Here is a 26161-nt window from a genome sequence, read left to right as displayed (position 1 = left end):
CGCGGGGTTTGACCGGAAGGACGTGTACATGAATCTGCAAAACATTGGCGTGATCGGCGCAGGCACCATGGGCAACGGCATTGCACAAGTCTGCGCCCAGGCAGGGTTCAACGTGACCTTGATCGATATCTCCGAGAGCGCCCTGCACAAGGCTGTTGCGACCGTCGGCAAAAACCTCGATCGGCAAGTTGCCAAGGACACGCTGACAGAAGCTCAAAAGCTCGCCGCCCTCGACAAGATCCGCACCAGCACCGACTACAGCAGCTTGCACAACGTGCAACTGGTGATCGAAGCCGCCACCGAAAACCTCGACCTGAAACTGCGCGTGCTGCAACAAATCGCCGCGCAGGTCAGCGCCGAGTGTGTGATTGCCTCCAATACGTCGTCACTGTCGATCACCCAGCTTGCTGCCAGCGTCAGCCAGCCTGAGCGCTTCATCGGCCTGCACTTCTTCAATCCGGTGCCGGTGATGGGTCTGATCGAAGTGATTCGCGGCCTGCAAACCAGCGACGCAACCCACGCCCTGGCGCTGGACATGGCAACCACCCTGGGCAAAACCGCGATCACCGCCGGTAACCGTCCGGGCTTTGTGGTCAACCGGATTCTGGTGCCGATGATCAACGAAGCGATCCTGGTGTTTCAGGAAGGCCTGGCCAGCGCCGAAGACATCGACGCCGGGATGCGCCTGGGTTGCAACCAGCCCATCGGCCCGCTGGCACTGGCCGACCTGATCGGCCTGGACACCGTGCTGGCGATTCTTGAAGCCTTCTACGACGGTTTCAACGACAGCAAATACCGCCCCGCGCCACTGCTCAAGGAAATGGTTGCCGCCGGTTATCTGGGACGCAAGACGGGGCGTGGCTTCCATGCCTATGCCTGAGCGTTGCTCACGTTTCGCCGAGTACCGCGACAAGGTGCTGGAGCTGTTTGCCAGCAAGGGTTTCGGTCAGGTCGGCATGCGTGAGCTCGCGACGTGCCTGGGGCTTTCCCCGGGTTCGTTGTATCACCATTACCCCAGCAAACAGCACTTGCTGCTCGACCTGATCGAGGAGTTCTACGAAGAGCTGTTGGCAACCCTGGGGCGCATCGAGCAAAAGTCTCCGGCCAAGCGCGACAGGCTCAACAGCCTGATCCGCGCGCATTTGAATCTGCATCAGGAAATGCCCTGGCATTTTCGTCTGGTCGAACGCGACAGCGGCTGCCTGAATGACGAACAGCAGGCGCGCGTTCGGCAGTTGCGCGAGCAGTACGAACGCACATTGCTGCTGATGCTCGGGACCAAACCCCGCCTCAGTGAACAGGCGCAACAGGCCGCCGGGCATGCCATCGCCAATCTGTTGAACAGCGCGCCCTGCTGGCTGGCGCACCATCTGCTGGATGAGCCTGAGCGTAATGAACTGCTGGAAAACCTCGTGGCTGGGGCCATTGAGCGTTTGTTGCGGCCCTCGGTGCCACGCGCAGTGGCCTAATGGCGGCGAGCGATAAACCGTTGCGGTTCAATAGAAAAACCATCTAAACAATTCTTGCCAATCACCACCTCTAACGCTTTGCTGATGCCGTTGTAGGAGCGAGCTTGATCCGGGCGGCGTTCCAACGATGGGCGCCAACGATAACGCGTGCGGTCTGGATAAACGCGGCGTTCTGGAGACCATCGCGAGCAGGCTCGCTCCTACAGGAAAACCCACCACCGTCTGTTGGCAACGGGAGCAAACAATGAAAATCAATCCCTACCTCATCTTCAACGGCGACTGTAAAGCTGCGTTCACTTTCTATGCCCAGGCCCTTCAAGGCCAGCTCGACGTCATGATGACTTTCGGTGAAAGCCCGGCGCGCGAGCACTTTGCGGCGGACCTGCACAACCTGATCATTCACACCCGCCTGTCGGTGGGCGATCAGGCGATCATGGGGTCGGACACCACACCTGATCGCCCCACGGATGACATGGCCGGTTGTTCGGTCTCGCTGAACGTCGACAGCATTGCCGAGGCGGAACGGGTCTTCAACGCATTGGCAGAAGACGGCAACGTGCAAATGCCCCTGGAAGCGACCTTCTGGGCCGCACGTTTCGGGATGCTGGTCGACCGGTTTGGTGTGTCGTGGATGGTCAATTGCGAAAAGGATCAGTGACTTTACCGGCAAGCAAACGCCCAACCTGAAAAGGCTGGGCGTTCTGGACACTCCCGGACCGTCTGCTACCGTCAACAGGCCACCCCGCCTCACAGCAGAACCTTCGGAGGAAACCCACCATGCCTGCCCATGACGCGCTCTGGTCCACCCGTTTGAAAATATCGCTGCTGGCGACAGCGCTCGCCGGAACCCTGCTGGCGTTGAGTGGTTGCGCCACGGTCGATGCCCAGACCACTGCTTATGTGGGTGTCGAACATCCCGCTCCGACGCTGGCCAGTGAAGTCGTGGTGTTGCGTACCGAACCCCTTCGCCCGCACATTCGATTGGGTGAAGTGCTGATCGATGCCAGCGTTGATCCCGCCCCCCCGATCACCCAGGTAGAAGGAAAACTTCGGGACGAGTCAGCCAAGCTCGGTGGCGATGCCGTGGTGGTGGTCTACGACCATATCCAGCCGATGGGCGCTTATGTCAACGGGCCGCTGTGGGCTCGCGATGTAAGAACCATTGAGGGACGCAAACTCAAAGGGATCGTGATCAAGTACCGGTAGCGGCCGCGCCTAACCCTTCACGCACACCACCTGACGCAAGGTATGCAGCACTTCCACCAGTTCGCGTTGGGCGTGCATCACGCGGTCGATGTCTTTGTAGGCCATCGGTATTTCATCGATCACCGCCGCATCCTTGCGGCACTCGACGTGGGCGGTGGCGCGGATCTGATCTTCGACGGTGAACAGGCTTTTCGCTTTGGTACGGCTCATGGTGCGGCCAGCACCGTGGCTACAGGAACAGAACGATTGCTCGTTGCCGAGCCCGCGAACGATGAAGCTTTTCGCGCCCATCGATCCCGGAATGATCCCCAGCTCCCCCTTCTGCGCCGACACCGCGCCTTTGCGGGTGACCAGGATTTCCTGACCAAAATGCCGCTCTTTCTGCACGTAGTTGTGGTGGCAGTTCACCGCCTCCAAGGCGACGTCGAACGGCTTGACGATCACTTTCCTTGCCGCCTGAATCACCGACTGCATCATCAACGCACGGTTCTGCCTGGCGAAATCCTGGGCCCAACCGACGGCTTCAACGTAATCATCAAAATGCCGGCTGCCTTCTTCGAAGTAAGCCAGGTCACGGTCCGGCAAATTGGCTATGTGCTGGCGCATGTCGGCCTGGGCCAGTTGAATGAACAAGCAGCCAATGGCGTTGCCAACCCCTCGTGAGCCGCTGTGCAGCATGAACCAGACCCGATTGGCCTCATCCAGGCACACCTCAATGAAGTGGTTGCCGCTGCCCAACGTGCCCAAGTGCCCTCGATTGTTGGTGCTGGCGAGTTTCGGGTATTTGTCGGTGATCGCCTTGAACCGTGGGTTCAAGGCAGACCAGGCATGATCGGCCTGTTTCGGAACGCTGTCCCAGGCACCTTTGTCCCGCACCCCACGACCAACGGTGCGCCCATGGGGCACCGCTTTTTCGATCGCGCAACGCAAGCCATGCAGGTTGTCCGGCAAATCAGCGGCGGTCAACGACGTGCGCGCGGCGATCATGCCGCAGCCAATATCCACCCCGACGGCGGCCGGGATGATCGCGCCCACGGTAGGAATCACACTGCCGATGGTCGAGCCCTTGCCCAGGTGCACGTCGGGCATCACCGCCAAGTGCTTGAAGATGAACGGCATCTTCGCGGTGTTGATCAATTGCTGCCTGGCTTCGTTTTCTACCGGAACGCCTTCGGTCCAGAGCTTGATCGGTTTGCCGTTGGCGACTTCCAGCAGCTGATAGGTACGGTCTTGCATGATTCGGTTCTTTCCGGTGGCCGATGATCCGGCGCTGTGCTGAAGACTCAGCCGTGTGTTGAGTCTTCATGATATCGCAGCGAAACCACGTTGCAGATCCTCAATCAACGCCTCGACATCCTCCAGCCCGATGTGCAAGCGCAGCACCGGATTCAATGAGCGGTCCGCCGCACTCTGGCGATCCTGGGTGTCGGCCACGGTGATCAGACTTTCGAAACCACCCCAGGAAGCGCCCAATCCGAACAGCTGCAGCGCATCGATGAAGCGCTCGACATAAGCGGCGTCCGCCTCGTTCAGCTCAAAGGACAGCAAGCCGTTGCTGCCCTTGAAGTCCCGTTGCCACAAGTCGTGGCCGGGGTGGTCGGGCAAGGCCGGATGGAACACCCGTTTCACCTGCGGTTGCGCTTGCAGCCAATGGGCGATTTCCAGCGCCTGGCGCTCATGCACCTCCAGTCTCGGTGCCAGGGTTCGTGCGCCGCGCAATACCAGATAAGCGTCATCCGGGCTGACGGTGACGCCAAAGGTGTCGCTCATGGAGGCCAGCGGTTGCCAGGCATCTTCGCGGACGCAGACGCTGCCCATGACCACATCGCTGTGACCGCACAGGTACTTGGTCAGCGCCATGATCGAGATGTCCGCGCCGAGGGTCAGCGGTCGGTACAGGTAACCTGAGCCCCAGGTGTTGTCGACGGCCAGCAGAATGCCTCGCGGTTTGCACAGGGCGGCGATGGCCGGCAAGTCGCAGAGTTCGTACAGCAAGGAGCCCGGGACTTCGGTGTAGACCATTTTGGTGTTGGCTTGCAGTTGCGCCTGCAAGTCGCTGCCGTCCGGTGCGAAGTAGCTGACCTGGATGCCGAACGGGTCAAGAAATTCCCGGGCCAGACGCCGCACCGGTGCGTACACCGCATCTGTGATCAGCACATGATCGCCGGGGCGCAGGTACGCCAGAAACGTCTGCGCGACCGCCGCCAGCCCGGTGCCGAACAGTCGCGTGCGATAACCGCCTTCCAGTTCGGTGACCAGGTCTTCGAGGGCGAACGCAGTTGGATTGCCGCGCGCGCCGTAACTCAACACCCGCTCGGTGTCACGGCGGGCACGGGCGTCACGCATTTGCGCAAGGTTGTCGAACAGTACCGTGCTCAGACGGGTGACTGGCACGTTGACCGAACGACCACCACTGCCCTGCTCCGTGCGTGCCGAATGGACCAGGCGTGTGCGTATCCGCGCGTCCTCGGTGGCTTGAGGTTGCAGCGGTTTGAGACTGGCGATCTCATCGTCGCTCATCTGCGCCAGCAAGCCGATTTCCCAGGCCAGGTACTGCCGCGCCGCGTCTTTGTTGCCGGAGTGCCGATCATGGGTGAAGAACAGGAAATCGATGCACTGTTCATTGGCCGGTGTGTCCGGACTTTCCTGCACGGTGAAACCGGCCGCACGCCAGGCAGCGAGTCCGCCTTCCAGCAGTCGCAGTTGTGCGCGCTGGGTTTCCGGCAATTCCTGCACAGCGAACGCGGCCAGCAGCGGATCATCGGCCAGCAGCACCAGAGGACGCTGCTCGCCCGCTACGTGTGTCGCCAACAGTGAACGGATCGACCAACGCGAGCCTGCAATATGCCCCTTGCGAAAGGTCATGCTCGGGCGCAAGTCGATCAGTGCGACGGCGTCGTCTTTCAACGCGTCGGACAGTGCCTGCACCGAGATCGATGGCAACGCCTCATGGGCGGCAACTTCGGCCTCGGGCAATGCCAGACCGCTGCTCACGCCCCCTTCCAGCACATACGCCTCATGCCCCAACTGGCGCAGCCAGCTCGCGACAATTGGCGCACGCACGCCATCGCTGTCGATCAGCACCAGCCGTGCCTGACGCACGCCGACATACAGATCGGTGGATTGAATCAACTGCCCGCCCGGCGTGTGTTGTGCGCCGGTCAGACTGCCAGCGGCAAACTCTTCGGCAGTGCGCACGTCGCACAGAAACAGACTGCGCCCGACCTCTTCTGCCCACTGCGCGACTTGCTGGGCCACAACGGTTTTCACCCCGGCCCGTTCCGCCAATCGGGCGGCGGCCAGGCGTTGCGCCGCCAATGGCGCAACGGATACCGCATCGGCATAACGACGGCTGCTGCCGTGTTCCAGCTGAAAATCTTCCAGGTACCAGCCCTGAGTACCGTTCTCCAACGCGTAGACCGGATTCTTCAAGCCCAGGTTGATCAGCGTTTGCGCGCCGATAATGCTGCGGGTCCGGCCGGCGCAATTGACCACGATTGGCGTGGTGTCATCCGGCACCAGATCATGGATGCGATAACCCAGCTCACCGTTCGGGCAGCACACGGAACCGGGAATGGTCATCTTGCGGTACTCATCGAACGGCCGGCCGTCCAGCACCACCAACGGTTCGCCGCGGATTTGCCATTCGGCCAGTTGCTGCGCGGTGACATGCGGCGTGTGGCTGGCTTCTTCCACCAATTCGCCGAACGCCTTGGACGGCACATGCACGCCGGCAAACAACTGATAACCGGCAGCCTGCCAGCCATCGGCGCCACCCTCGAGAACGTGCACGCGCTCATACCCCAACGCCTGAAGACGCTGGGCAGAACGCGTAGCGACATCGCCGCCATTCTGGTCATAAATCACCAGCCGCACCTGAGGGTTCGGCGCCAACCGCCGAGCCTCCAGTTCCAGTCGGCTGTAGGGCAGATTGACCCCGAAAAACAGATGGGCCTCGCCATACTGGCCGTGTTCGCGCACATCAAACAGGGCGATTTCCTGCCCGTCGAACAGCCACTGCTGCAATTGCCCTGGGGTTACGGTCTGGCTCATGGAAGTCCCGCTTGAAAAAGAAATTATTGAAGCGCCAGAGAGCGCTCATTGGCCGCCACGTCGCGGCCCTTCGCATACGCACGCTGAATCGCCGGCCGTACCTTGAGGCGTTCGCGCCAGGCGTGGATGTGCGGGAAGTCCGCCAGGTCCTGGCCCTGACGTTGCGGCTGGATCCACGGGAAAATCGCCATGTCGGCAATGGAGTACTCGCCCGCCACATACGGCACTTCGGACAAACGCGTTTCCAGCACCCGATACAGCCGCGTCGCTTCGGCATTGAGCAGGTCGAGAGCGAACGGAATCGGTTGCGGCGCCTTCTCCTTGAACACCTGCAACTGACTCAGGTACGGCGTGATATGCCCCACCTGCCAGAACAGCCACTCCTGGACTTTCTGCCGCTCGACACTGCCGGCCGGCGGCAGAAAACGCCCGGCCTTGTCGGCCAGGTAATTGAGAATGGCGCCGGATTCGAACAGGTTCAGCGGCTCGCTCAAACCCTCGGGTGCATGGTCGACAATCGCCGGGATCCGCCCATTGGCGCTGATCCGCTGGAACGCCGCCTGCTTCTGCTCGCCCTCGCGGATGTTGATCGGCACCACTCGGTACTCAAACCCGAGTTCTTCAAGCAGGATGCCGATCTTCAAGCCGTTGCCGGTCGGCCAGTAGTACAAATCGATCATGCGTAGGCCTTGATCGACGGCGCCATTTGCGAGGCGTTGTAATTGAGAATGCGCCCGTCCGCTTCGACGCCATAACGGCCGTTGAGGGATTCCAGCGGCAAGCCGTAGAGATGGAAATGCAAGGTCGCACTCTCGCCTTCAACGCGAATGCCGTGCAGGTCTTCACCGAGAAACGAAATCGACGTGCCGGGTTGCACGATCACTTCCTTTTGCAGATGCAAAGTGGTGAAACCCGGCTCGCGGCCTTCGTCGTCACGACCATAGACGTAGTTGATCTCCTGGCCTTCGACGGCGCTGATGATCGCCCAGGTTTCGTGGTTGTGCGGGAGCGTGCTTTTGCCTGGCAACAACGAGTTCAGGTACAGCGTCGGCGTGTCGCCGTCGTCATTCAGACGGTAGCGAAACGCGGTGCTGCCCTGCCCCGGCACTGGCGCGGGAAACGCGTCGAAATTGAACAGATCGCGGCGCTCGGCCAGGGCTTCCAGCAGGGAGACGATCTCCACCAGCGCGGCACGGTCGACGCCACGTTGGTTGATGACGCGGATTTTCTTCAGGAAATCCTCGATGACGGCGGCACGGTTTTCGGTACTCATGGACAGGCTCCTCGGTATTAGACGGACAGGCTGTAGCGACCCAGGTTGGTCAGCAGATACGGATCGTTGGCAACGGCGGGACGGCGCCCCGGATCACCCAAGGCATGGCGCAGGAATTCCTGGGTGCGCTCGCTGCTCGGGTGCTGGAAAATCTGTGCGGCGCTGCCGTGCTCGACGATCACGCCGTTTTCAGTGAAGTAGACGATGTCGCTGATCTCTTCGGCGAAGCGCATCTCGTGGGTGACCAGCACGCAGGTCATGCCCTCTTCGGTCAGCTCGCGAATCACCGTCAGCACTTCACCGACGGTTTCCGGGTCAAGGGCCGAGGTCACTTCATCGAACAGGATCAATTCCGGGCGCATCGCCAGCGCCCGGGCAATCGCCACACGTTGTTGCTGGCCGCCGGACAGTTGCCCCGGATAGGCATCGGCCTTGTGCTCCATGCGCACTTTCGCCAGCAAGGCACGCGCTTCTTTTTCGGCCTCGATGCGGCTGCGCCCCAACACCTTGCGCGGCGCAATCACCAGGTTTTCCAGCACCGACAAATGCGGGAACAGGTTGTACTGCTGAAAGACAAACCCCACGCGCTTGCGCAACTCGATGCGCTGGGCTTCCTGCTCCAGGTTATGCACCTCGGTGGTGCCGACGCGGATGCTGCCGCGCTGGGGCTGCAACAACCCGGTGATGCAGCGCAGGATGGTCGATTTGCCGGAACCGGACGGGCCGATGATCGACACCGCCTGCCCACGATGAACGTCGAGGTCGATGCCTTTGAGCACCGGGTTGCTGGCGAACGACAGGTGCAAATCGCGCAGGCTGACCAGAGGCTCGGCGACGGTTTCAGTAGAAGGCATAACGTCGCTCCAGGCGTTGGGTGAGACGGGAAATCGGGTAGCAATAAGCGAAGAACAGCACCAGCAGGCTCAGGTAAATCACCACGGTGAAGCCGGTCATGTTTACGGTGTTGCTGGCGATCTGCGCAGTGTCGATCACGTCATGCACACCCACCAGCGAGGCCAGCGCCGTGCCCATGGTGATCACCGCATACAGGTTCATCCACGGCGGCAACATGCGTTTGAAGCACTGCGGCAGGATGATCGAGCGGAAAATCTGCCCACGCGTGAACGCCAGCGAACGGGCCGCTTCCCACTGCGTGCTCGGAATCGAAGCAATGGCGCCACGGAAGATTTCCGCGACGTTGGCGCTTGCCGGCAAAGCCAGGCCAATGGTCACCTTGACCCAGTCGGGGAACGAGACGTAGGCGCTGCCGATCTTGATCTCGAACGGGAACACATAGGTGGTGAAATAGATCAGCACCAGCCACGGCGCATTGCGGAAAATCTGCACCCAGATCCGTGCCGGGAAACGCAGCAGACGCAGCGGCGACAACGCCAGTGCGCCCACCAGCAACCCCAGCACCGACCCCAGCGCAATGGCAACCAGACTGATCAGAATGTTTTGTCCGAAGCCCACGGCCAGGGCTGGCGACCATTGCAGCAGCGCTTTCAGCACCGGGCTTTGCGGGGCAAACCACAGCAGCCCGGGCACGATGAAGATCAGCAGCAACAATTTGCCGACATGCCGCCGTGGCCAGGTCACCGGCGCGGTGACGGACGATTCAATGGCCATAGCCGGGCATCCTCAGGCGCGCTTCCAGGTAGCGCCCCACACAATTGACGATAAAACTCAGCAGACCGAAAAAGCTCAGAATCAGGATCATCAGTTCCAGCACGTTATCGCTCTGGGTCCAAATCATGATCGACGCGTAGGTGATATCGCCCACGGCAATCGCCGAGGCGACGGCAGTCATTTTCACCAGGTCGATCAGGTTGTTGATCAGCGATGGCAAAGCGAAGCGCAAGGCCAGCGGCAGTTGCACGTTCCACAACAACTGCCGAGCGTTGAACGCCAGGGAACTGGCCGCTTCCAGCGTCACGCTCGGCACGGCCTCGATGCCGGCGCGCAAGGCTTCGGCATGGAATGCGCCCTTGTGCAGCGAGATCACAATCACCACCCAGGCGAACGGCGTCAGCGGGTTCGCCGCGCCGACGGCCTGGGTCAGCAACATGTTCAGCACCAGGAAGGCGCAATACAGTTGCACCAGCGTCGGCGTGTTGCGGGTGACTTCGACGAACACCCGCGCCGGTTTCGCCAGCCACGGCTTGCCCGACGTCAGCATCGCCGCCAATCCCACGCCGGCGAGCAAACTGCCGACGATGGTGAACAGGCATAACAACACCGTGGTCAGCGCGCCCTGCACCAGGGTGCCGCGTTGGTAGGCGTCCAGCAGAAAGCTGTAGTTCAGGCCGAACCCGGCGCTCCAGTGGACGAAAAGCTCCAGCCAGTGACTCATGCCGTACCCCGCAGTTGCGCGCAGGCCCGAGCGATGCGGCGTCCGGCTTCAGCCACGCTGTCGGTCGCGGTGGCGATGGACAGGCGAAACCACGGCGGCAAGCCATAAGCGCTGCCCGCCACCCCGGCCACACCCTGCTCCAGCAAATACGCGACGACGTCGGCATCACTGTTCAGGCGCTCGCCGTCAGGACGATAACGCCCCAGCAAACCGGCGCAGCGCACAAACACGAAGAAACCGCCCTGAGGCTCAAGCACTTCGAGACCGTCTACGTCGTGCAACGTGCTCACCAACACGTCCCTTCTCAGTTGATAAGCCGCCACTTGCTCGGGCAGAAAATCCAGCCCTGCGTCAAAGGCCGCCAATGCGGCCGCTTGCCCCACCGAGGAAGCCCCGGAAGTCGATTGCGACTGCACAACCGCCATTGCGTTGGTCAACAGCTGTGGCCCGGCACCGAAACCGATGCGCCACCCTGTCATCGCATAGGTCTTGGACACACCGCCGACCAGCAGGCAGCGCGCTTGCAGATCCGGCGCGACATTGAGCAGGCTCTGCGGCGGCTGACCGTCGAAACGGATGTGCTCATAGAGTTCATCCAGCAGGATCAACACCTGCGGATGACGGCGCAGCACCTCGGCGAGCGCCTGCAACTCGGCTGCGCTGTAAACCGCGCCGCTGGGATTGCCGGGGCCGTTGAGGATCAACCAGCGCGTGCGCTCGCCGATGTGTTGCTCCAGTTGCGCGGCTGTCAGCTTGCAGCCCTGCTCCAGACCGCATTCGATAAATACCGGCTCGCCACCGTTGAAACGCACGCTGTCCGGAAACGACGGCCAGTACGGTGTGGGCACCAGCACTTCATCGCCCTCGTCGAGAGTCGCGGCAAAGGCGTTGAAAATGATCTGCTTGGCACCGTTGGCAATCACGATGGAGGGCAGCGAATACTCCAGAGCGTTTTCGCGCTGGAGCTTGCGTTGCACGGCAAGTCGCAAAGCCTTCACGCCCGGCGTCGGCGTGTACTTGGTGGCACCGGCGGCGATGGCGGCATACGCCGCCTGCTTGATGTGTTCAGGCGTGTCGAAATCCGGCTCGCCAGTGGTCAGGTCGAGAATGTCGCGACCGGCTTCACGCAACTCGGTAGCGCGGGATTTGGCGGCGGCGTTGGCCGACAAGGACACACGCTGCACACGCCTTGAAAGTCTTAGCGTCATGGCTGGAGCACCTCCACGACCTTGCCCGGATTGAGCAGGTTTTTCGGGTCCAGCGCTTGCTTGATGCGCCGCATCAGATCCAGCTCCACCGGGCTTTTGTAGCGATCCAGCAGGCCCAGCTTGCGTTGGCCGATGCCGTGTTCGGCGCTGATCGAGCCGCCGTGGGCATGGGCGCTGTCGTGAACCAGCAGGCTGAGCGCCGCGTAGTTCGCCATGTGCGCATCCACCGTCGAATCCAGCGGATGAGCGACGTTGTAATGCAGGTTGCCGTCGCCCAGATGGCCGAAGGTGAAATGCCGGACACCGGGAAAGTGCGCCTGCAACAGCGCATCGGTGTGGCTGACGAACGCCACGACCTGGGAAATCGGCACCGAGATGTCGTGCTTCATGTTGCGACCGGCACGTTTCTGCGCCTCGCTCATGTTTTCGCGCAACAGCCACAGTGCTTCACTTTGCGCGAGGCTTTCGGCGATCAGCGCATTGGCCAGCAGATCCTTTTCGAACGCATCGCCGAGCACCGCTTCAAAGGCGTCGCGGGCGTGAGTTTCGCTGTGGTTATCCGAGAGTTCCAGCAACGCGAACCAGGGTTGGCTGACACCGATAAAAGGTTGCGGCCCCTCGGGAAATTGCTCGCGCAGCAGCGCCAGGCAATCGGCACTGAGTAGTTCGAAAGCGGTGAGGCTGGCGCCAAACCCGGCGCGGGCATGGGACAGGAATTGCACCGCCTGCGACAGCGAGTCGAAGGCCAGCAACGCCGTGGCTTGTGCCTTGGGCAGCGGGAACAGTTTCAGCGTGGCGGCGGTGATAATGCCGAGGGTGCCTTCGCTGCCGATGTACAGGTCGCGCAGGTCGTAACCGGTGTTGTCCTTGCGCAGACCGCGCAAGCCATTCCAGATTTCACCCTCGGCGGTCACTACTTCCAGCCCCAGCGTCAGCTCGCGGGTATTGCCGTAGCGCAACACGGCGGTGCCGCCGGCGTTGGTGCCGAGGTTGCCGCCAATCGTGCAACTGCCTTCGGCGCCCAGGCTCAGAGGAAACAGGCGACCGGCCTCACGGGCGACGTCCTGCACGTTTTGCAGAATGCAGCCGGCTTCGACGGTCAGCGTGTCGTTGTCGGTGTCCACGACGCGCACCCGGTTCAGGCGATCCAGCAACAGCAACACCGCACGGCCGCTGGCGTCCGGGGTGGCGCCGCCCATCAGCCCGGTGTTGCCGCCCTGCACCACCACGGGCGTATCGGCGGCCACGCAGGCACGGACCACTGCTGCGACTTCTTCGGTATTGGCCGGGTGCACGGCGGCAATGACCTGGCCGACGTAACGGCCCTGTTTATCGGTCAGGTACGGCGCGGCCTCTTCGCTGCTCTGCACATGGCTGGCGCCGAGCAATTGCTGCAAGTCTGCGAACAGACTCATGGAAGCACCGCCAGCGGCGCGGCGTTGCGATATTTTTCGTGCAAGTCACGCAGGGCCTGAGACGGCGCCATGCCGGTGCGCTCGCCCAGCTCGATCAGCCAGCCGCTGCGGTGCCAGTCACGCACGATGGCATCGAGTTTCGCCTGGGTATCCTGCTCACCCTTGCGCAACCAGATCACCGAGTTGGAGGGGATCAAATCACCCGGCAGCGGGATTTCATAACCGGCCCACTCGGCATCGCTCAACAACGCATGCATGGTCGGGCTGACATGCACCGCCGCCACGCAGCCATTGCCGCGCAGCGACAACAACGACTCGGACTGGCTGCGGAACGCCTTGATCTCGGCACCGTAGGTTTCCTGCAACGGCTTGATGAAGTTGCTGCCCTGGGACACGCACACCGGCTTGCCCTTGAGGTCGGCCCATTGGGTAATGCCCAAGCCTTTGCGAATCAACGCCGCGCCGCCCACCTCTTCATAAGGCGTGGGCACGTAATCGAGGATCTCGGCGCGCTCGTCGGTGAACTGCATGTTGGCGATCAGGATGTCGACCTTGCCCTGCTGCAAAAACTGCACGCGATTCGGCGCCAGGACCGAGACAGTGTTGGCTTCGACGCCCAAGGCCTTGGCAACGCCTTTTGCCAGTTCGACGTTGTAGCCCAGGTGCTCGCCCGTCTTCGGGTCGATGGTGCCGAACGGCGGCCCGCTGAGAATCACCCCGACACTGATGGCGTGACGCTGCTCGATCTTGTCCAGCGTCGCATCGGCTTGAGCCAGGCTCGCGCCGAACACGACAGCGCCGGCCAGGCACAGCGAGGACAGGGTTTTTACGGAAAAATAACGATTCATGCGCGACTACCTTGAACAGCCGTCGCGCAATGCGCCGGCGTAGTGAAGACGATGAGTTGAATCAGGCGCCGTTGGCCTGAAACTTCTTTTGCAACTCGACCAGCGCCGGTGATGCGGGCGTGATGTGGTTGCGGGTCTGCGCCTCGATCAGCCAGCCGCTGCGGTGCAGTTCCTTGACGATCGGGTCGAGCCTGGCCTGGGTGTCGCTTTCGCCGCGACGGGTCCAGATCACCGAAGGCGCCGGGTTCAGCTCCGGGGAGATCGCCCGGTAGTCTTTCCATTCGGCACTGTCGGCGATCAACGGATTGACCAGCGTGGCGTCGTGCACCGCGGCAACGCAGTTATTGCCGCGCAACGCCAGCAAGGATTCCGACGAGCTCTTGAAGGCTTTGATCTCGACGCCCAACTCGGTGAGCGGCTTGACGTAGCTGCTGCCTTGCGAGGTGCAGACCGGCTGCCCCTTGAGGTCTTCCCAACGGCTGATCTTGCTGTCCTTGAGCACCGCAGCGGTGCCCCCGACCCGGTAAAACGGCGTCGGCACAAAACCGAGAATCTCACCGCGCTCCGCCGTCCATTCCATGTTGGCGATCAGCAAATCGACTTTTCCCTGCTGCAGAAACTGCACGCGGTTGGCCGGCAAAACGGGCACCAGCTCCACTTCAGCGCCCAACTGGCGACCCAGTTCCTGAGCGAGTTCGACGTTCAAGCCGCGCGGCTTCTGGGTAGCCGGATCAATCCCGCCAAACGGGCCGCCCGACAACAGCACGCCGACCGCCAGCGCATGACGCTGCTCGATCTTGTCCAGCGTCGCGTCAGCCTGGGCAGCCGTGCTGGCGGCCAGTGAGACCAGGGCGCCCAACATCACAGGCAAAATTCGTTTTACAGGTGTGCGCTCGAACAACATGGTTTTTCCCCCTCATGGATGATCGGCGTCCCCCGACCTGATGTGGGGGATCCTAGGTACAGCGTTGGTGTAACGGAAATTCAAATATCTAATATCGTTATAACTTGGCATTTAGCGCAGAAAGTCAGAATGGCCAAAATCCCCGTATTTGTTGCTTAAAACCCATTTCACACTGAATAACCCAGAAAAAACACATAACGATACTTAATGCTTATGTTTAAACTCGTGATGTAAAAACAGCCCTGGAAACGCCCATGTCGACCCTGCCCACGCTTGATCTCGAATTGCTGCGCACTTTCATCGCGGTGGTGGATCACCACAGTTTTGCCGAGGCCGGCGCGCAACTGGACCGCACGCAATCGTCAGTCACCCAACACATGCAACGCCTGGAACAACAGGTCGGGGTGAATCTGTTCGAGAAACGCGGACGGCAAAAACAACTGACGGAAGCCGGGCTGCAGTTGCTGCGCCACGCACGGCAAATGCTCTCGCTCAACGACGAAGCCTTGAGTTCCCTGCGTGAAAGCAGCTTGAGCGGCGTGTTGCGCATTGGCTCGCCCCACGACATCGCCGACACGATCCTGCCACCGATCCTCAGCCACATCGCTCGCTCGGCCCCGCGCTTGCGCCTGGAGATCGACGTCGGTCGCAGCCCGTTCCTGATGGAAGACCTGCACCGGGGCAAGGTCGACATGGTGATTTCCACTCGCGAAGACCCGAACCTCGAAGGCTTTGCCTTGCGCACCTCGCCGGTGTGGTGGATTTGCTCGGCGCAATACCTGCACAACCCCGGCGAACCCTTGCCGCTGATTCTCGTGGATGAGCCAAGCATCTATCGGCGCTATGCGCTGGAAGCGCTGGAACGCGCGAACATTCCCTGGCGCCAGGCGTACCTGGCGTCGAACCTGATCGGCATTAAAGCGGCGACGCGCGCGGGGCTGGGGGTCACCCCCAGAAGCATGGAAATGCTCGGCCCGGACATGCGTGTGCTGGGTGAAAATGATGGATTGCCGCGACTGCCGGACGTCACTTACTACCTGTGGATCCGGCCTAACACCGCCAACCTGATCGCGCGCAAGGCCTATGACCTGATCCGCGCGAGCCAGGGCCTGTCGTTTTCTTGATTGTCGATTCAGAGCTTGGCAATCGAGACCTCGGTGGATTTGACGAAGGCGATGACTTCGCTGCCCACCCTCAATTCGAGGTCGCGCACCGAGCGGGTGGTGATCACCGAGGTGACGATCCCGGATGCGGTTTGCACATCGATTTCCGAGACCACTTCGCCTTCGACGATTTCCTTGATGACGCCCTTGAACTGGTTGCGAACGTTGATCGCTTTGATGGTCATGATGCGGCTTCCTGTGTGATGTCGAACGCATCCGAACGGATGTGCAGGCGCCCAAAGTGCACCTCCCGGAACGACATTAAAAGGAATATATAATTATCTATTTATATCTTTTAGAAATATAAGACCTCGCCCGTATTTGCAGCGCACGCGAACCCTGTAGGAGCCAGCTTGCTGGCGATGGTGATCTCACGGACGCCATCGCCGGCAAGCCTGGCTCCTACAAAATCGCGGGGGGATTCGGGACTGAGGTTCACGCCAAACCTGTAGGAGCCCGGCTTGCTGGCGATGGCGGTCTTGCGGGCGCTATCGCCAGCAAGCCGGCTCCTACGGATCGGGGGAGGATTCGGGATTGGGGGTTCACGCTAAACCTGTAGGAGCCGGCTTGCTGGCGATGGCGATTTCACGGACGCCTTCGCCGGCAAGCCTGGCTCCTACAACATCGCGGGGGGATTCGGGATTGGGGGTTCTCGCCAAACCTGTAGGAGCCGGCTTGCTGGCGATGGCGGTCTCACGGACGCCATCGCCGGCAAGCCTGGCTCCTACAACATCGCGGGGGGATTCGGGATTGGGGGTTCTCGCCAAACCTGTAGGAGCCGGCTTGCTGGCGATGGCGATTTCACGGACGCCATCGCCGGCAAGCCTGGCTCCTACGGATCGCGAGGGTGTTCGGGACTGGGTTTACGTCGGGTTGAGATAGGCATGAAAAAGCCCAACCTGAAGAGGTTGGGCCGAGGTATTGAACAGGCATGTGTTTCCGTTCACTGGCGCGTATCCATCATTTTGTCGGCGAGCGCCTTGGCTCTTTCAATCAACAGATTCTGCCTGTCCTCATGAGTGGCCCCTCCTACAACCGGCGCCGTCAGATTGCTTTCCGCAATCAGCGCAGCGCAAAAATATTGATCCCAGACAGCTTTGTCCGCGGACGTCTGTGCGGTCATTCGGTCGGCAATCATCTCCGGCTCCTCCTGATGAAGTAGCACTGCCAGTTTACGCCCGATTCAAGCACATCCAAATGTCACCATTCGTCGCTAATGTAGACGCGACAAAGAATTGCCACAGCCTCTGGCGCAGGGATTGCAAACGCCGGTCGTAACTGCCCGGAAACGACGTAATTCTGACGCAGCACCCATCAAATCAATATTTTGGACGCCAGCCATGCGCTGGGTCTTTTACCCGGAGATGTAACGTGTCAACTCTCAACGAAATCGCAGCGAACCACGCGAAAATGGCGAAAAAACTGGCGGGAGAGTCGACCGAAATGTGTGAGCGGCAGCCGCTGGTAGTGGGTGGGTTTGAGGTCACTTCCGTTGTTGATGAGCAACCCCATGTGCCCATGCACCTCATCGTTGCCGGGCAGGACAATCACCTCGTCCAGGCTGCTGGCTACTTGCCCTGAGTTATTGCGACAGACCCGACGACATCGCCGCGACGTTTACGCAGACCTGAAACGAAAAAAGGGATCAAGCATCTGGATGCATGATCCCCTTTGACGGATATGAAACAGCGGACCTCGCGATCAGCGGTCAGGGTTGACGTAGCATCCGCCGCGCCTTTCAGCTCGATTCGCTTTCCCGGATGAGCTTCTTGTTGATCTTCCCGACGCTGGTTTTAGGGATCTCGGCGACGAACCTGAACCGCTTGGGGATCGCCCATTTATTGATACGGCCGCGCTCGACAAACCCTTGCAGGTGCACCTCCAGCATTTTGCGGTCGAGGTATTGCCCAGGCTCGCACACCACCAGTGCCATCGGCCGTTCGCCCCATTGCTCGTCCGCAATGCCCACGACCGCGACCGACATGACTGCCGGGTGTTCGCTGATCAGGCTTTCCAGTTCCAGGGAGCTGATCCACTCCCCGCCCGTCTTGATGACGTCCTTGATTCGATCTTTGATTTCCACCCCTCCCAAAGGGTCAATGGAGGCCATGTCGCCGGTGTGCAGCCAGCCGTTGTGCCAAAGCTCTGCCCCCTTTTCGGGCTCCTTCAAATAGCCCTGGGTCAGCCAAGGCGCGCGCACCACGATCTCGCCCAGGGACTCTCCGTCACGGGCAACGTCATTGCCATTGGCATCGATGATTTTCAGGTCGACCATCGGTACGGTTGTGCCAGTCTTGATGCGGGTCGCCAGTTGGGCTTGCGTGGATTGTGCGAGGTCTTCGTCACGCAGGTAAGTCAGGCACAGCAACGGGCAGGTTTCCGACATGCCGTAACCGCTGTGTACCTGAATACCTATGGCACTCGCTTCACTGGCGATGCCCAAGGTCAGCGCGCTGCCGCCCAGGAGCATTTTCCAGCCATCAAAACGAGTCCGTTGCGCTTCCTCGCAGTTCAGGATCATTTGCAGAATGGTCGGCACACAGTGGGAGAACGTGACCTTTTCCTCTCGATACAGCCTGACCAGGCTGTTGGGCTCGTAGCGGCCGGGGTACACCTGCTTGATTCCCATCAGGGTGGCGACATAGGGCACACCCCAGGCATGCACGTGAAACATCGGTGTGATCGGCATGTAGACATCATCGGAGCGCAACAGCGGCAACCCCTGGTAGACGCCCAAAGTGCCCACGGCATTCAAGGTGTGCAAGACCAATTGGCGGTGGGTGAAATACACGCCTTTAGGGTCGCCAGTAGTGCCCGTGGTGTAGAAAAGGGTCGCCACCGAGTTTTCATCGAAATCGGGAAAGTCGTACTGGTCTGCGGCCCCGGCCAACAGGTTTTCATATTCCCCCAGCACCGGCAGCGACGTGGGAGTTGCTGTGTCGTCCGTAAGCTGCAAGTAACCTTTGACGGTGTTGAGCTGCCCCTGAATCTGTTCAACCAGAGGCAGGAAATCGTCATGCACGAGCACCAGGTCGTCCTCGGCATGGTTCATGGTGAAGAGCACCTGATCCGGCGAAAGACGAATGTTCACGGTGTGCAGCACCGCGCCGATCATCGGCACGGCAAAGAAACATTCCAGGTAGCGATGGCTATCCCAGTCAAGCAGGGCCACCGTGTCCCCGGCCTTGACGCCGGCAGCGGTCAAGGCGTTGGCCAGCTTGCGTATCCGCTGGTTGAGCGTCTGGTAGCTGTAGCGCAGCTTGTCGGCATACACGATTTCCCGGCCCGGCTCGTAGCGCACGCCGGACAACAACAATTGCTTGATCAGCAAGGGATAGGCGTAGGCGCCGTCGGCGGGCGGAATTATTTTTGTCGCCATCATGGTTGTGGTTCCCGGTCCTTTTTTACGTGGGCTCAGAACTGCTCTGCATCCAATTTATAGAGGCATTCGCTGCCAGCCTTGGCCGACGCGCTCAACGAGTGGATACGTGGCAGCAGACGGGCGAAGTAGAAGCGTGCAGTGGCCAGTTTGCTGACATAGAACGCGTCCTTGGAATGCGTGCTCATGGCGGCTTTGGCCATTCGCGCCCACATGTAGGCGTACGCGGTGTAGCCGAACACGTGCAGGTACTCGACCGAAGCCGCGCCGATTTCATTCGGGTTGTTCTGGGCTCGGTCCAGCAGCCATGCGGTCAGTTCGTCGAGGGTGTCGACGGCGGCGTTCAACGGTCTGGTGAACTCGCCGAGGTCAGCGCAGGCATTGGCGGTAAAGTTGCGGATTTCCGAAGCGAACAGCCGGTAGAGCGCCCCGCCGCTGCCGACGATTTTGCGCCCGGCCAGGTCCAGTGACTGGATACCGTTGGTGCCTTCGTAGATCTGGGTGATGCGCACATCGCGAACCAATTGCTCCTGGCCCCATTCGCGGATGTAGCCATGGCCGCCGAAGACCTGCTGGCCATGCACGGTGGTTTCCAGCCCCATGTCGGTGAGGAACGCCTTGGCCACAGGGGTCAGAAGCGACACCAGTTCCTGGGCGCGGCTGCTGATTGACTCGTCTTCGCTGTACTTGGCGGTATCCAGCTGCAGCGCCACGTAGCTGGAAAACGCCCGCCCGCCTTCGTTCAAGGCCTTCATGGTCAACAGCATCCGTCGTACATCCGGGTGAACGATGATCGGATCGGCGGCTTTGTCCTTGTTTTGCGCGCCCCTCGGCGAACGGCTTTGCAGGCGGTCACGGGCGTATTCGACGGCGTTCTGGTACGAGCGTTCGCCTTGCGCCAGGCCCTGAATACCCACGCCCAGACGTTCGTAATTCATCATGGTGAACATCGCCGCCAACCCTTTGTTCGGCGCGTCGACGATCCAGCCGGTGGCACCGTCAAAGTTCATCACGCACGTGGCGGAGGCCTTGATGCCCATCTTGTGCTCGATGGAGCCGCAGGACAGCGAGTTGCGCTCGCCCAGCGAGCCATCGGCATTGACCAGCACCTTGGGCACCAGGAACAGCGAAATGCCTTTCGGGCCCGCCGGTGCATCCGGCAAACGCGCCAGTACCAGGTGAATGATGTTTTCGGTCAGGTCGTGCTCACCGCCGGTGATGAATATCTTGCTGCCGCTGATCTTGAAACTGCCGTCGGCCTGAGGTTCGGCACGGGTGCGAATCAGGCCCAGGTCTGTGCCGGCATGCGCTTCGGTCAGGCACATCGAGCCGGTCCAGGTGCCGTCGTAAAGGTTCGGCAAGTAGGTGGCTTTCAGTGCTTCGCTGGCGTGAGCATTGATCGACAGGCACGCGCCGGCCGTCAGCATCGGGTACAGGCCGAAGGACAGGCTGGCCGAATTGACCATCTCTTCGACCTGGGCCGAAATGGCTTTGGGCATGCCCATGCCACCGAACCGCGGATCGCCACCTACGCCCACCCAGCCACCTTCGGCAAAAGCCTTGTAGGCGGCGGCAAAACCATCCGGTGCGGTCACCGAGCCATTGCTCCAGGTGCAGCCTTGTTCATCGCTGCTGCGGTTCAGCGGTGCAATCACTTCGGCGCTGATCTTGCCGGCTTCTTCTAGGATCGCGGCGGCCGTTTCTTCATCGATCACCTCGGCCAGGCCAGGCAATTTGGCCCACAACCGGGACACCTGGAAAACCTCGTTGAGTACGAAGTGCATGTCACGCAAAGGAGCTTTGTAATCAGACATCGTTGGCTTACTCGGAAGTGGTCAGGGCATGAGGCATGCCCGGACGTTGAGAGATTTCGGTGTTGTCGGCTTGCGCAACAGGGCCGGGCGCCAGCGCACGTTCGCGCAACAGGAAATAAGACAGGGCAGGAATCAGCACCAGTGCACCCAGCATGTTCCACAGGAACATGAAGGTCAGCAGGATGCCCATGTCGGCCTGGAACTTGATCGGCGACCAGACCCAACACACCACGCCAGCCGCCAGGGTGATGCCCACCAGCCCGACCACCCGGCCGGTGAAGGACACCGCATTGCGGTAGGCCTGGGACAGCGGCAAACCCTGGCGCTGGAAGTGCAGTTGCACGCTGAGCAGGTACAAGGCGTAGTCAACACCGATGCCCACGCCGAGGGCGATCACCGGCAAGGTCGCAACCTTTACGCCGATCCCCATGGCGACCATCAGCGCTTCGCAAAGGATCGAGGTCAGTACCAGCGGCAACAACGCCACCAGCGTGGCGCGCCAGCTGCGGAAGGTAATCAGGCAAAACAGCGTCACTGCCGCGTAGACGTAAAGCAACATGGTGCGATTGGCTTCGCGCACGACGATGTTGGTCGCCGCTTCGATGCCAGCGCTGCCGGCCGCCAACAGGAACTGACGATCTTCGGTGCTGTTTTCCTTGGCGAACTTGTCGGCAATCGCCACCACCGCATCCAGCGTTTCAGCCTTGTGATCCTTGAGGAACGTGATCACCGGCATCAGCGAGCAGTTGTTGTTGAACAGCTCAGGCGAGTTGACCGATGCCTGCTGCGCGGCGTAGTTGAGCACGTCCTGGTTGCGCTGGATGCTGTTGAGCTTGGGGTTGCCTTCATAGGTGCCGGCAGTGATCTGCCGCACGGCGTTGACCAGCGAGGTCGTCGCCTGAACGCCCGGATACTGTTGCAGCTCCCAGGCCAAACGATCGGCAAGGACCAACGTCTTGTAGTTCAGGCAGCCTTCCGGCGCAGTCTTGATCATCACCGCGAACAGGTCGCTGGACAGCGCGTAATGCTGGGTGATGTAGGCGTTGTCGCGGTTGTAGCGCGAGTCGGCACGCAGCTCCGGCGCACCGCTTTCCAGATCGCCGATCTTCAGGTTGAGGCTGACCATGAAGCCGCCGATGCCCATCAACACGGCGACCAATACTGCGCCTGTCGCCCACTTGGCGGTGGTGAAGCGGTCGAGCAGGTCCCAGAGTTTGCCAAAGCCCTTGTGGTGTTCGGCGCGGGTGTCGATTTTCAGCGCGCGTTCGGCAGCCTTGGCGCCAACACCGACATAGGACAGCGCCACCGGCATCAGCAACAGCGAGGTGAAGATCAGCACGGCGACGCCGATGCTGGCGGTGATCGCCAGGTCCTGGATCACCGGAATGTCGATCAGCATCAGCACCGCGAAACCCACGGCGTCGGCCAGCAACGCGGTGACGCCGGCGATGAACAAGCGGCGGAAGGTATAGCGCGCGGCAATCAGCTTGTGAGTGCCTCGGGCGATGTCCTGCATGATGCCGTTCATCTTCTGTGCGGCGTGGGACACACCGATGGCGAAGATCAAAAACGGCACCAGCACCGAGTACGGGTCGATGGCATAACCGAGCCAGGCGACGATACCCAGTTGCCAGACCACCGCAATCAGCGAGCAGCCGACCACCAGCAACGTGCTGCGCACACAACGGGTGTAGGCATAGATGATCGCCAGCGAAGTGATGACCGCCAGGCCGAAAAACATCATCACCTGAATCAGGCCATCGATCAGGTCGCCCATCAGTTTGGCGAAGCCGATTACCCGAACCTTGTATTGGCCCTTGCCCTCTTCCCCTGATTTGCGCGCCGCGCTGTCGCCGGCGAATTCGATCTTGTCGCGCAACTGCTCTTCGAGCATCTGCGAGAACGCGTGATAGTTGATGGGCTGACCACCGGCGGCGGCTTTGTCCAGCAGCGGCACGATCAGCATGCTCGACTTGAAGTCGCTGGCCACCAGGCTGCCGACCAGACCGGCGCGGGAGATGTTCTGGCGCAGTTGTTCGATTTGTTCAGGCTGGCCGGAATAGGTATCGGGCATCACCGGGCCACCCTGGAAACCATCCTCGGTGACTTCGGTCCAGCGCACCGCCGGGCTCCACAGGGATTTCATCCACGCGCGGTCGACGCCTTCGGTGAGGAACAGCTGGTCGTTGACCTGCTTGAGTACGTCGAGGTAAGCGGGGTCGAAAATATCACCCTGGGTGTTCTCGACCACCACGCGCACCGAGTTGCCCAGGCCACGCAGCGACTGGCGGTTTTCCAGGAAATTCTGGATGTACGGCTGGCTCTGCGGAATCATTTTTTCGAAGCTTGGGCGCAGCTCCAGGCGTGTCACGGCCATGAAACCCAGCACCACGGTGGCCAGTGCCATCAGCAGCATGAACAGCGGCCGATAGTTGAACACCCACCGTTCGAGGAGGTTGCCGGAGTGCTGGTCAAAATCGCGCAGGTCGCGGATTACCGGCATGGCGTCTTGTTTGATATTGCCCATGTCTGGGTTCTCGCTCTTAGGGTTCGAGGGCTAGCGTCTGGGCGCCACGGCTGCCCGCGACCACCAACGCACCAGCGGCGGACTGGGTAACACCGGCGACCGGGGTCGGCACCGGTTGGCGCAACAGGTGCAATTGCGCGCCCGTGCCCTGGCTGACCAGCATCTGCCCACCCTGGGTGAACAGACGGTAGTCGCCACGGGCATCGATCAGGCCAGCGGTGATGCTGACGTGCAGGCCGGTGTCGAGTGCCGTCCAGTTTTGGCCGCCATCAGCGCTGCGCAGGACGTTGCCGCGCAGGCCATAGACGAGCGCTTCGCCAGGCTTGCCGAGCACGCCGAAAAAACTGCCTTGATACGGCGTCGGCACGGCGCTGAAGCGTTGGGTGTTGTCATCCCATTTGAGCAACAGGCCTTGTTCGCCGGCGATGTACAACGCGTCGCCGGTGGAAGCGATGGCGTTGAGGTGGAAACCTTGCGGGTTGTCTGTGCGATCCTGAAATGGCGTCCAGCTCTGGCCACCGTCCTCGGTGCGCAGGATCAGGTTGAACACGCCGACCACATAACCGACTTTGTCGTTGGCAAACCATGTGTCGAGCAGCGGTTTGTCTGCGCCCTGTTCGATCAACCGCTGGCCTTCGGCAACCAGCAACGGCCATTGTTCATTGCCCGGTTCGGCACTGGCCAACGCCGTGTAATGCTTGACCAGCAAGGCGCCGATCTGGCGGCCGTCGAGCTGCTTTTGCCAGGTCGCGCCAGCGTCGCTGCTGTGCAGCACCACACCGTCGTTGCCCACTGCCCAACCTTGGGTGGTGGTCGGAAAATTCACCGCCGTAAGATCGGCACTGACCGGCACTGCTGCCTGCTGCCAGTGCTTGCCGGCATCATCGGAAAACAGAATATGGCCACGCTGACCGACGGCGATCACGCGCTCACCGGCGCGTGCCATGCCGGACAACGGACTGTTGATGGCCAAGGCACTGACCCTGGCAGGCAGGTCCAGCACATCGACGTAATCAGCCGCGAGGGTGACGCCCTGCAACAGGCCGAGCACAACGCCAAACGCCACCTGCAAATAATTCTTATACGAACACATACCGCGTCCTCTTCGGAAAACCTGGCGCCCACGCCGTCGGCGCACGGTCCACCGCCTTGTGAGCGGTGGACCTTGTAGGCGCTTTTTTGCGGTTGGCTTAGCGAATGCCGCTGCCGGCCAGGGATTCCGACGACCATTGGGCCTTGGAAAGCGGATCGATGTACTTGATGCCGCCATAAGGCCCGACCACGCCGTTGATGTTGTAGGAACCACCGACCAGGTCGTAAATCATGAAGGGCGTGGAGTCCGGGACCTGTTTGTCGTAGCTCTGGCTGAGGAAGGCGAAGGAGCCACGGTACAACTGACCACGAGCGTCGTATTGATCCGAGGCCAGAGCAGTCCAGCTGTCCTCATCAAGGTAGAAGCGGCGCTTCTGATAAATGTGGCGGGAGCCGGCCTTGAGGTTGCCCTCCACCACCCAGACGCGGTGTTTTTCCCAGCGCACGAAGTCCGGTGCCAGGTGGTTGGCGGTGGTCAGCGACTTCGGATCCTGGGCGTAGGTCAGCTTGTAGGTGTTGTAGGGCACAATCATTTCCTGCTTGCCCACCAGCTTCCAGTCGTAGCGGTCCAGCGCGCCGTTGAACACGAAAACGTCGTCGTAAGTGCCCGCGCCGGCGGTGCCTGGGTTAGGCGTGTCGTAGGCCAGGTTCGGTGCCAGTTTGACCCGACGTTGACCCGGCAGGTACTGCCAGGCGCGGCGCGGTTGCTGCAGCGGGTTGGCGGCGTCCTTGAGCATCACCGCTTCACCGGCCCGACGTGCAGGGCCGGTGTACGACAGCTTCATCTGGTAGTACACGTCGGCGCTGCTGATCGGCTGCGCCAGGTTTTCGTAGATCGGGTAGGAGATGAACGCCTGCCCGGTGGTGGCCAGGCTTGGCACGCCGGCGGAGTCAACGTTCCAGGAGTCGTACTTGGAGTTGATGCTCACACCTTGATAGCGCAGCAGGAAGTTCCACATCACTTCGCTGCCCGATTGCGGGATCGGGAATGGCACGCCCGGCAGCACGTTATCGATGGCCAGACCGCCTTCGAGGGACTTGGCGCCGCTGGCATTCTTCACGCCGTTATCGAGGATGGCTTTTGGCAGCGAAACGGTGCGGTGGGTCGGGTATACATCGACACGGTAAGTCGGGAAACGCTTGGCCAGTTCCACCGTGGTAGCACTGAGCATGCCCTTGTACTGATCGACGTTTTTGCCATCGATCACCAGCAACGGTTTTTCACTGGCATACGGATCCGGGCGCATGCTGTCACCGGATTTGAAACTGGCCGGCGGCGTGGTCAGGCCACCGTCGTAGGCGGGGATGGAACCATCAGCGTTCCCGGCCTTTTCGGCGCCCACCAGGGTCAGGCTGCTGCCCAACTTGGCAGCGTCCTGGGTTGAAACAGCGGCCTGTGCCTGAGCGACCAGGACCATGGCCAGCGAAGCGGCCAACACGGTTTTAGCAAATTTCAT

Annotated in this window: 24 protein-coding genes; 6 read left to right on the top strand and 18 right to left on the bottom strand. The window is 61.0% G+C overall.

The window, feature by feature from the left end; genetic code table 11:
• Nucleotides 1-28 precede the first annotated feature (28 nt).
• The 4 genes from IB254_RS17395 to IB254_RS17380 all read left to right on the top strand — a co-directional run bounded on the left by IB254_RS17395 (nt 29) and on the right by IB254_RS17380 (nt 2675).
• Complete coding sequence (locus IB254_RS17395; protein ID WP_192418291.1) at nt 29-880, top strand: 3-hydroxybutyryl-CoA dehydrogenase; 852 nt, start codon at nt 29-31, stop codon at nt 878-880.
• On the top strand, nt 867-1469 hold the full coding sequence (locus tag IB254_RS17390) for a TetR/AcrR family transcriptional regulator (RefSeq protein ID WP_192418289.1): 603 nt from the start codon (nt 867-869) through the stop codon (nt 1467-1469). Before IB254_RS17395 ends, IB254_RS17390 begins: the two co-directional genes overlap by 14 nt.
• Nucleotides 1470-1713: 244 nt before the next feature.
• A complete protein-coding gene (locus tag IB254_RS17385; RefSeq protein WP_192226533.1) occupies nt 1714-2127 on the top strand; it encodes a VOC family protein in 414 nt (137 codons plus the stop codon).
• Nucleotides 2128-2246: 119 nt separating this feature from the next.
• Nucleotides 2247-2675 (top strand): hypothetical protein, encoded by a 429-nt coding sequence (locus IB254_RS17380; protein WP_192418287.1) that lies wholly within the window; start codon nt 2247-2249, stop codon nt 2673-2675.
• A gap of 9 nt (nt 2676-2684) precedes the next feature.
• Here the strand turns inward: IB254_RS17380 and IB254_RS17375 are convergent, their stop codons facing one another.
• From IB254_RS17375 to IB254_RS17325, 11 genes are all read right to left on the bottom strand, one after another.
• Entirely contained in the window at nt 2685-3911 is a 1227-nt protein-coding gene (locus IB254_RS17375; protein ID WP_192418285.1) for an RtcB family protein, read from the bottom strand.
• Nucleotides 3912-3977: 66 nt separating this feature from the next.
• The gene (gene metC, locus IB254_RS17370; RefSeq protein WP_192418283.1) at nt 3978-6728 is read right to left on the bottom strand and encodes a cystathionine beta-lyase; all 2751 of its coding nucleotides are present in this window, start codon (nt 6726-6728) and stop codon (nt 3978-3980) included.
• 23 nt (nt 6729-6751) lie between these two features.
• Nucleotides 6752-7408 (bottom strand): glutathione binding-like protein, encoded by a 657-nt coding sequence (locus IB254_RS17365; protein ID WP_192418281.1) that lies wholly within the window; start codon nt 7406-7408, stop codon nt 6752-6754.
• Nucleotides 7405-8001: a hypothetical protein gene (locus IB254_RS17360; RefSeq protein WP_008032837.1), complete on the bottom strand. Its 597-nt coding sequence runs from the start codon at nt 7999-8001 to the stop codon at nt 7405-7407. The genes IB254_RS17365 and IB254_RS17360 overlap by 4 nt, the downstream gene beginning before the upstream one ends.
• 17 nt (nt 8002-8018) lie before the next feature.
• The gene (locus tag IB254_RS17355; protein WP_192418280.1) at nt 8019-8855 is read right to left on the bottom strand and encodes an amino acid ABC transporter ATP-binding protein; all 837 of its coding nucleotides are present in this window, start codon (nt 8853-8855) and stop codon (nt 8019-8021) included.
• Complete coding sequence (locus IB254_RS17350; protein ID WP_192418279.1) at nt 8842-9630, bottom strand: amino acid ABC transporter permease; 789 nt, start codon at nt 9628-9630, stop codon at nt 8842-8844. Before IB254_RS17350 ends, IB254_RS17355 begins: the two co-directional genes overlap by 14 nt.
• Nucleotides 9620-10354, bottom strand: a complete 735-nt coding sequence (locus IB254_RS17345) for an amino acid ABC transporter permease (RefSeq protein WP_192418278.1) — start codon at nt 10352-10354, stop codon at nt 9620-9622. The genes IB254_RS17350 and IB254_RS17345 overlap by 11 nt, the downstream gene beginning before the upstream one ends.
• Nucleotides 10351-11562, bottom strand: a complete 1212-nt coding sequence (locus tag IB254_RS17340; RefSeq protein WP_192418277.1) for an aminotransferase class I/II-fold pyridoxal phosphate-dependent enzyme — start codon at nt 11560-11562, stop codon at nt 10351-10353. Before IB254_RS17340 ends, IB254_RS17345 begins: the two co-directional genes overlap by 4 nt.
• A complete protein-coding gene (locus IB254_RS17335) occupies nt 11559-12977 on the bottom strand; it encodes an FAD-binding oxidoreductase (RefSeq protein WP_192418276.1) in 1419 nt (472 codons plus the stop codon). The genes IB254_RS17340 and IB254_RS17335 overlap by 4 nt, the downstream gene beginning before the upstream one ends.
• Nucleotides 12974-13825: a transporter substrate-binding domain-containing protein gene (locus tag IB254_RS17330; protein WP_192418275.1), complete on the bottom strand. Its 852-nt coding sequence runs from the start codon at nt 13823-13825 to the stop codon at nt 12974-12976. Before IB254_RS17330 ends, IB254_RS17335 begins: the two co-directional genes overlap by 4 nt.
• Before the next feature lie 61 nt (nt 13826-13886).
• A complete protein-coding gene (locus IB254_RS17325; RefSeq protein ID WP_008041181.1) occupies nt 13887-14729 on the bottom strand; it encodes a transporter substrate-binding domain-containing protein in 843 nt (280 codons plus the stop codon).
• 254 nt (nt 14730-14983) lie between these two features.
• Here IB254_RS17325 and IB254_RS17320 point away from each other — a divergent pair, with 254 nt between their 5' ends.
• Nucleotides 14984-15853, top strand: coding sequence for a LysR substrate-binding domain-containing protein (locus IB254_RS17320; protein WP_008032824.1), 870 nt, complete (start codon nt 14984-14986; stop codon nt 15851-15853).
• An 8-nt stretch (nt 15854-15861) separates the two neighbouring features.
• Here the strand turns inward: IB254_RS17320 and IB254_RS17315 are convergent, their stop codons facing one another.
• The gene (locus IB254_RS17315; protein WP_008032823.1) at nt 15862-16077 is read right to left on the bottom strand and encodes a TOBE domain-containing protein; all 216 of its coding nucleotides are present in this window, start codon (nt 16075-16077) and stop codon (nt 15862-15864) included.
• Between the two features lie 758 nt (nt 16078-16835).
• Entirely contained in the window at nt 16836-17030 is a 195-nt protein-coding gene (locus IB254_RS17310) for a hypothetical protein (protein WP_008032821.1), read from the bottom strand.
• A gap of 233 nt (nt 17031-17263) precedes the next feature.
• Here IB254_RS17310 and IB254_RS17305 point away from each other — a divergent pair, with 233 nt between their 5' ends.
• The gene (locus IB254_RS17305) at nt 17264-17473 is read left to right on the top strand and encodes a hypothetical protein (RefSeq protein ID WP_008032820.1); all 210 of its coding nucleotides are present in this window, start codon (nt 17264-17266) and stop codon (nt 17471-17473) included.
• A gap of 157 nt (nt 17474-17630) precedes the next feature.
• Here IB254_RS17305 and IB254_RS17300 read toward each other — a convergent pair whose 3' ends face one another.
• The 5 genes from IB254_RS17300 to IB254_RS17280 form a co-directional block, all read right to left on the bottom strand.
• Nucleotides 17631-19274: a fatty acid--CoA ligase gene (locus IB254_RS17300; RefSeq protein ID WP_192418272.1), complete on the bottom strand. Its 1644-nt coding sequence runs from the start codon at nt 19272-19274 to the stop codon at nt 17631-17633.
• Nucleotides 19275-19306: 32 nt separating this feature from the next.
• On the bottom strand, nt 19307-21085 hold the full coding sequence (locus tag IB254_RS17295) for an acyl-CoA dehydrogenase C-terminal domain-containing protein (protein WP_192418270.1): 1779 nt from the start codon (nt 21083-21085) through the stop codon (nt 19307-19309).
• Nucleotides 21086-21092: 7 nt separating this feature from the next.
• The gene (locus IB254_RS17290; RefSeq protein WP_192418268.1) at nt 21093-23612 is read right to left on the bottom strand and encodes an efflux RND transporter permease subunit; all 2520 of its coding nucleotides are present in this window, start codon (nt 23610-23612) and stop codon (nt 21093-21095) included.
• 16 nt (nt 23613-23628) lie between these two features.
• Nucleotides 23629-24705 (bottom strand): WD40/YVTN/BNR-like repeat-containing protein, encoded by a 1077-nt coding sequence (locus IB254_RS17285; protein ID WP_192418267.1) that lies wholly within the window; start codon nt 24703-24705, stop codon nt 23629-23631.
• A gap of 97 nt (nt 24706-24802) precedes the next feature.
• The gene (locus tag IB254_RS17280) at nt 24803-26161 is read right to left on the bottom strand and encodes a DUF1329 domain-containing protein (RefSeq protein ID WP_192418266.1); all 1359 of its coding nucleotides are present in this window, start codon (nt 26159-26161) and stop codon (nt 24803-24805) included.

This window comes from Pseudomonas sp. PDM03, assembly GCF_014852385.1.
Taxonomy (GTDB): Bacteria; Pseudomonadota; Gammaproteobacteria; order Pseudomonadales; family Pseudomonadaceae; genus Aquipseudomonas; species Aquipseudomonas migulae.
This window is presented reverse-complemented; position numbering and strand designations above follow the sequence as displayed.

Excerpts from the sequence above, each read along its gene's own strand:
- IB254_RS17360 (WP_008032837.1), bottom strand. The coding sequence starts at position 8,001 with ATGAGTACCGAAAACCGTGCCGCCGTCATCGAGGATTTCCTGAAGAAA.
- metC (WP_192418283.1), bottom strand. The coding sequence starts at position 6,728 with ATGAGCCAGACCGTAACCCCAGGGCAATTGCAGCAGTGGCTGTTCGAC.
- IB254_RS17335 (WP_192418276.1), bottom strand. The coding sequence starts at position 12,977 with ATGAGTCTGTTCGCAGACTTGCAGCAATTGCTCGGCGCCAGCCATGTG.
- IB254_RS17310 (WP_008032821.1), bottom strand. The coding sequence starts at position 17,030 with ATGATTGCCGACCGAATGACCGCACAGACGTCCGCGGACAAAGCTGTC.
- IB254_RS17390 (WP_192418289.1), top strand. The coding sequence starts at position 867 with ATGCCTATGCCTGAGCGTTGCTCACGTTTCGCCGAGTACCGCGACAAG.
- IB254_RS17315 (WP_008032823.1), bottom strand. The coding sequence starts at position 16,077 with ATGACCATCAAAGCGATCAACGTTCGCAACCAGTTCAAGGGCGTCATC.
- IB254_RS17355 (WP_192418280.1), bottom strand. The coding sequence starts at position 8,855 with ATGCCTTCTACTGAAACCGTCGCCGAGCCTCTGGTCAGCCTGCGCGAT.
- IB254_RS17285 (WP_192418267.1), bottom strand. The coding sequence starts at position 24,705 with ATGTGTTCGTATAAGAATTATTTGCAGGTGGCGTTTGGCGTTGTGCTC.
- IB254_RS17380 (WP_192418287.1), top strand. The coding sequence starts at position 2,247 with ATGCCTGCCCATGACGCGCTCTGGTCCACCCGTTTGAAAATATCGCTG.
- IB254_RS17375 (WP_192418285.1), bottom strand. The coding sequence starts at position 3,911 with ATGCAAGACCGTACCTATCAGCTGCTGGAAGTCGCCAACGGCAAACCG.
- IB254_RS17340 (WP_192418277.1), bottom strand. The coding sequence starts at position 11,562 with ATGACGCTAAGACTTTCAAGGCGTGTGCAGCGTGTGTCCTTGTCGGCC.
- IB254_RS17385 (WP_192226533.1), top strand. The coding sequence starts at position 1,714 with ATGAAAATCAATCCCTACCTCATCTTCAACGGCGACTGTAAAGCTGCG.
- IB254_RS17295 (WP_192418270.1), bottom strand. The coding sequence starts at position 21,085 with ATGTCTGATTACAAAGCTCCTTTGCGTGACATGCACTTCGTACTCAAC.
- IB254_RS17395 (WP_192418291.1), top strand. The coding sequence starts at position 29 with ATGAATCTGCAAAACATTGGCGTGATCGGCGCAGGCACCATGGGCAAC.
- IB254_RS17365 (WP_192418281.1), bottom strand. The coding sequence starts at position 7,408 with ATGATCGATTTGTACTACTGGCCGACCGGCAACGGCTTGAAGATCGGC.
- IB254_RS17350 (WP_192418279.1), bottom strand. The coding sequence starts at position 9,630 with ATGGCCATTGAATCGTCCGTCACCGCGCCGGTGACCTGGCCACGGCGG.
- IB254_RS17325 (WP_008041181.1), bottom strand. The coding sequence starts at position 14,729 with ATGTTGTTCGAGCGCACACCTGTAAAACGAATTTTGCCTGTGATGTTG.
- IB254_RS17330 (WP_192418275.1), bottom strand. The coding sequence starts at position 13,825 with ATGAATCGTTATTTTTCCGTAAAAACCCTGTCCTCGCTGTGCCTGGCC.
- IB254_RS17280 (WP_192418266.1), bottom strand. The coding sequence starts at position 26,161 with ATGAAATTTGCTAAAACCGTGTTGGCCGCTTCGCTGGCCATGGTCCTG.
- IB254_RS17290 (WP_192418268.1), bottom strand. The coding sequence starts at position 23,612 with ATGGGCAATATCAAACAAGACGCCATGCCGGTAATCCGCGACCTGCGC.
- IB254_RS17345 (WP_192418278.1), bottom strand. The coding sequence starts at position 10,354 with ATGAGTCACTGGCTGGAGCTTTTCGTCCACTGGAGCGCCGGGTTCGGC.
- IB254_RS17300 (WP_192418272.1), bottom strand. The coding sequence starts at position 19,274 with ATGATGGCGACAAAAATAATTCCGCCCGCCGACGGCGCCTACGCCTAT.
- IB254_RS17320 (WP_008032824.1), top strand. The coding sequence starts at position 14,984 with ATGTCGACCCTGCCCACGCTTGATCTCGAATTGCTGCGCACTTTCATC.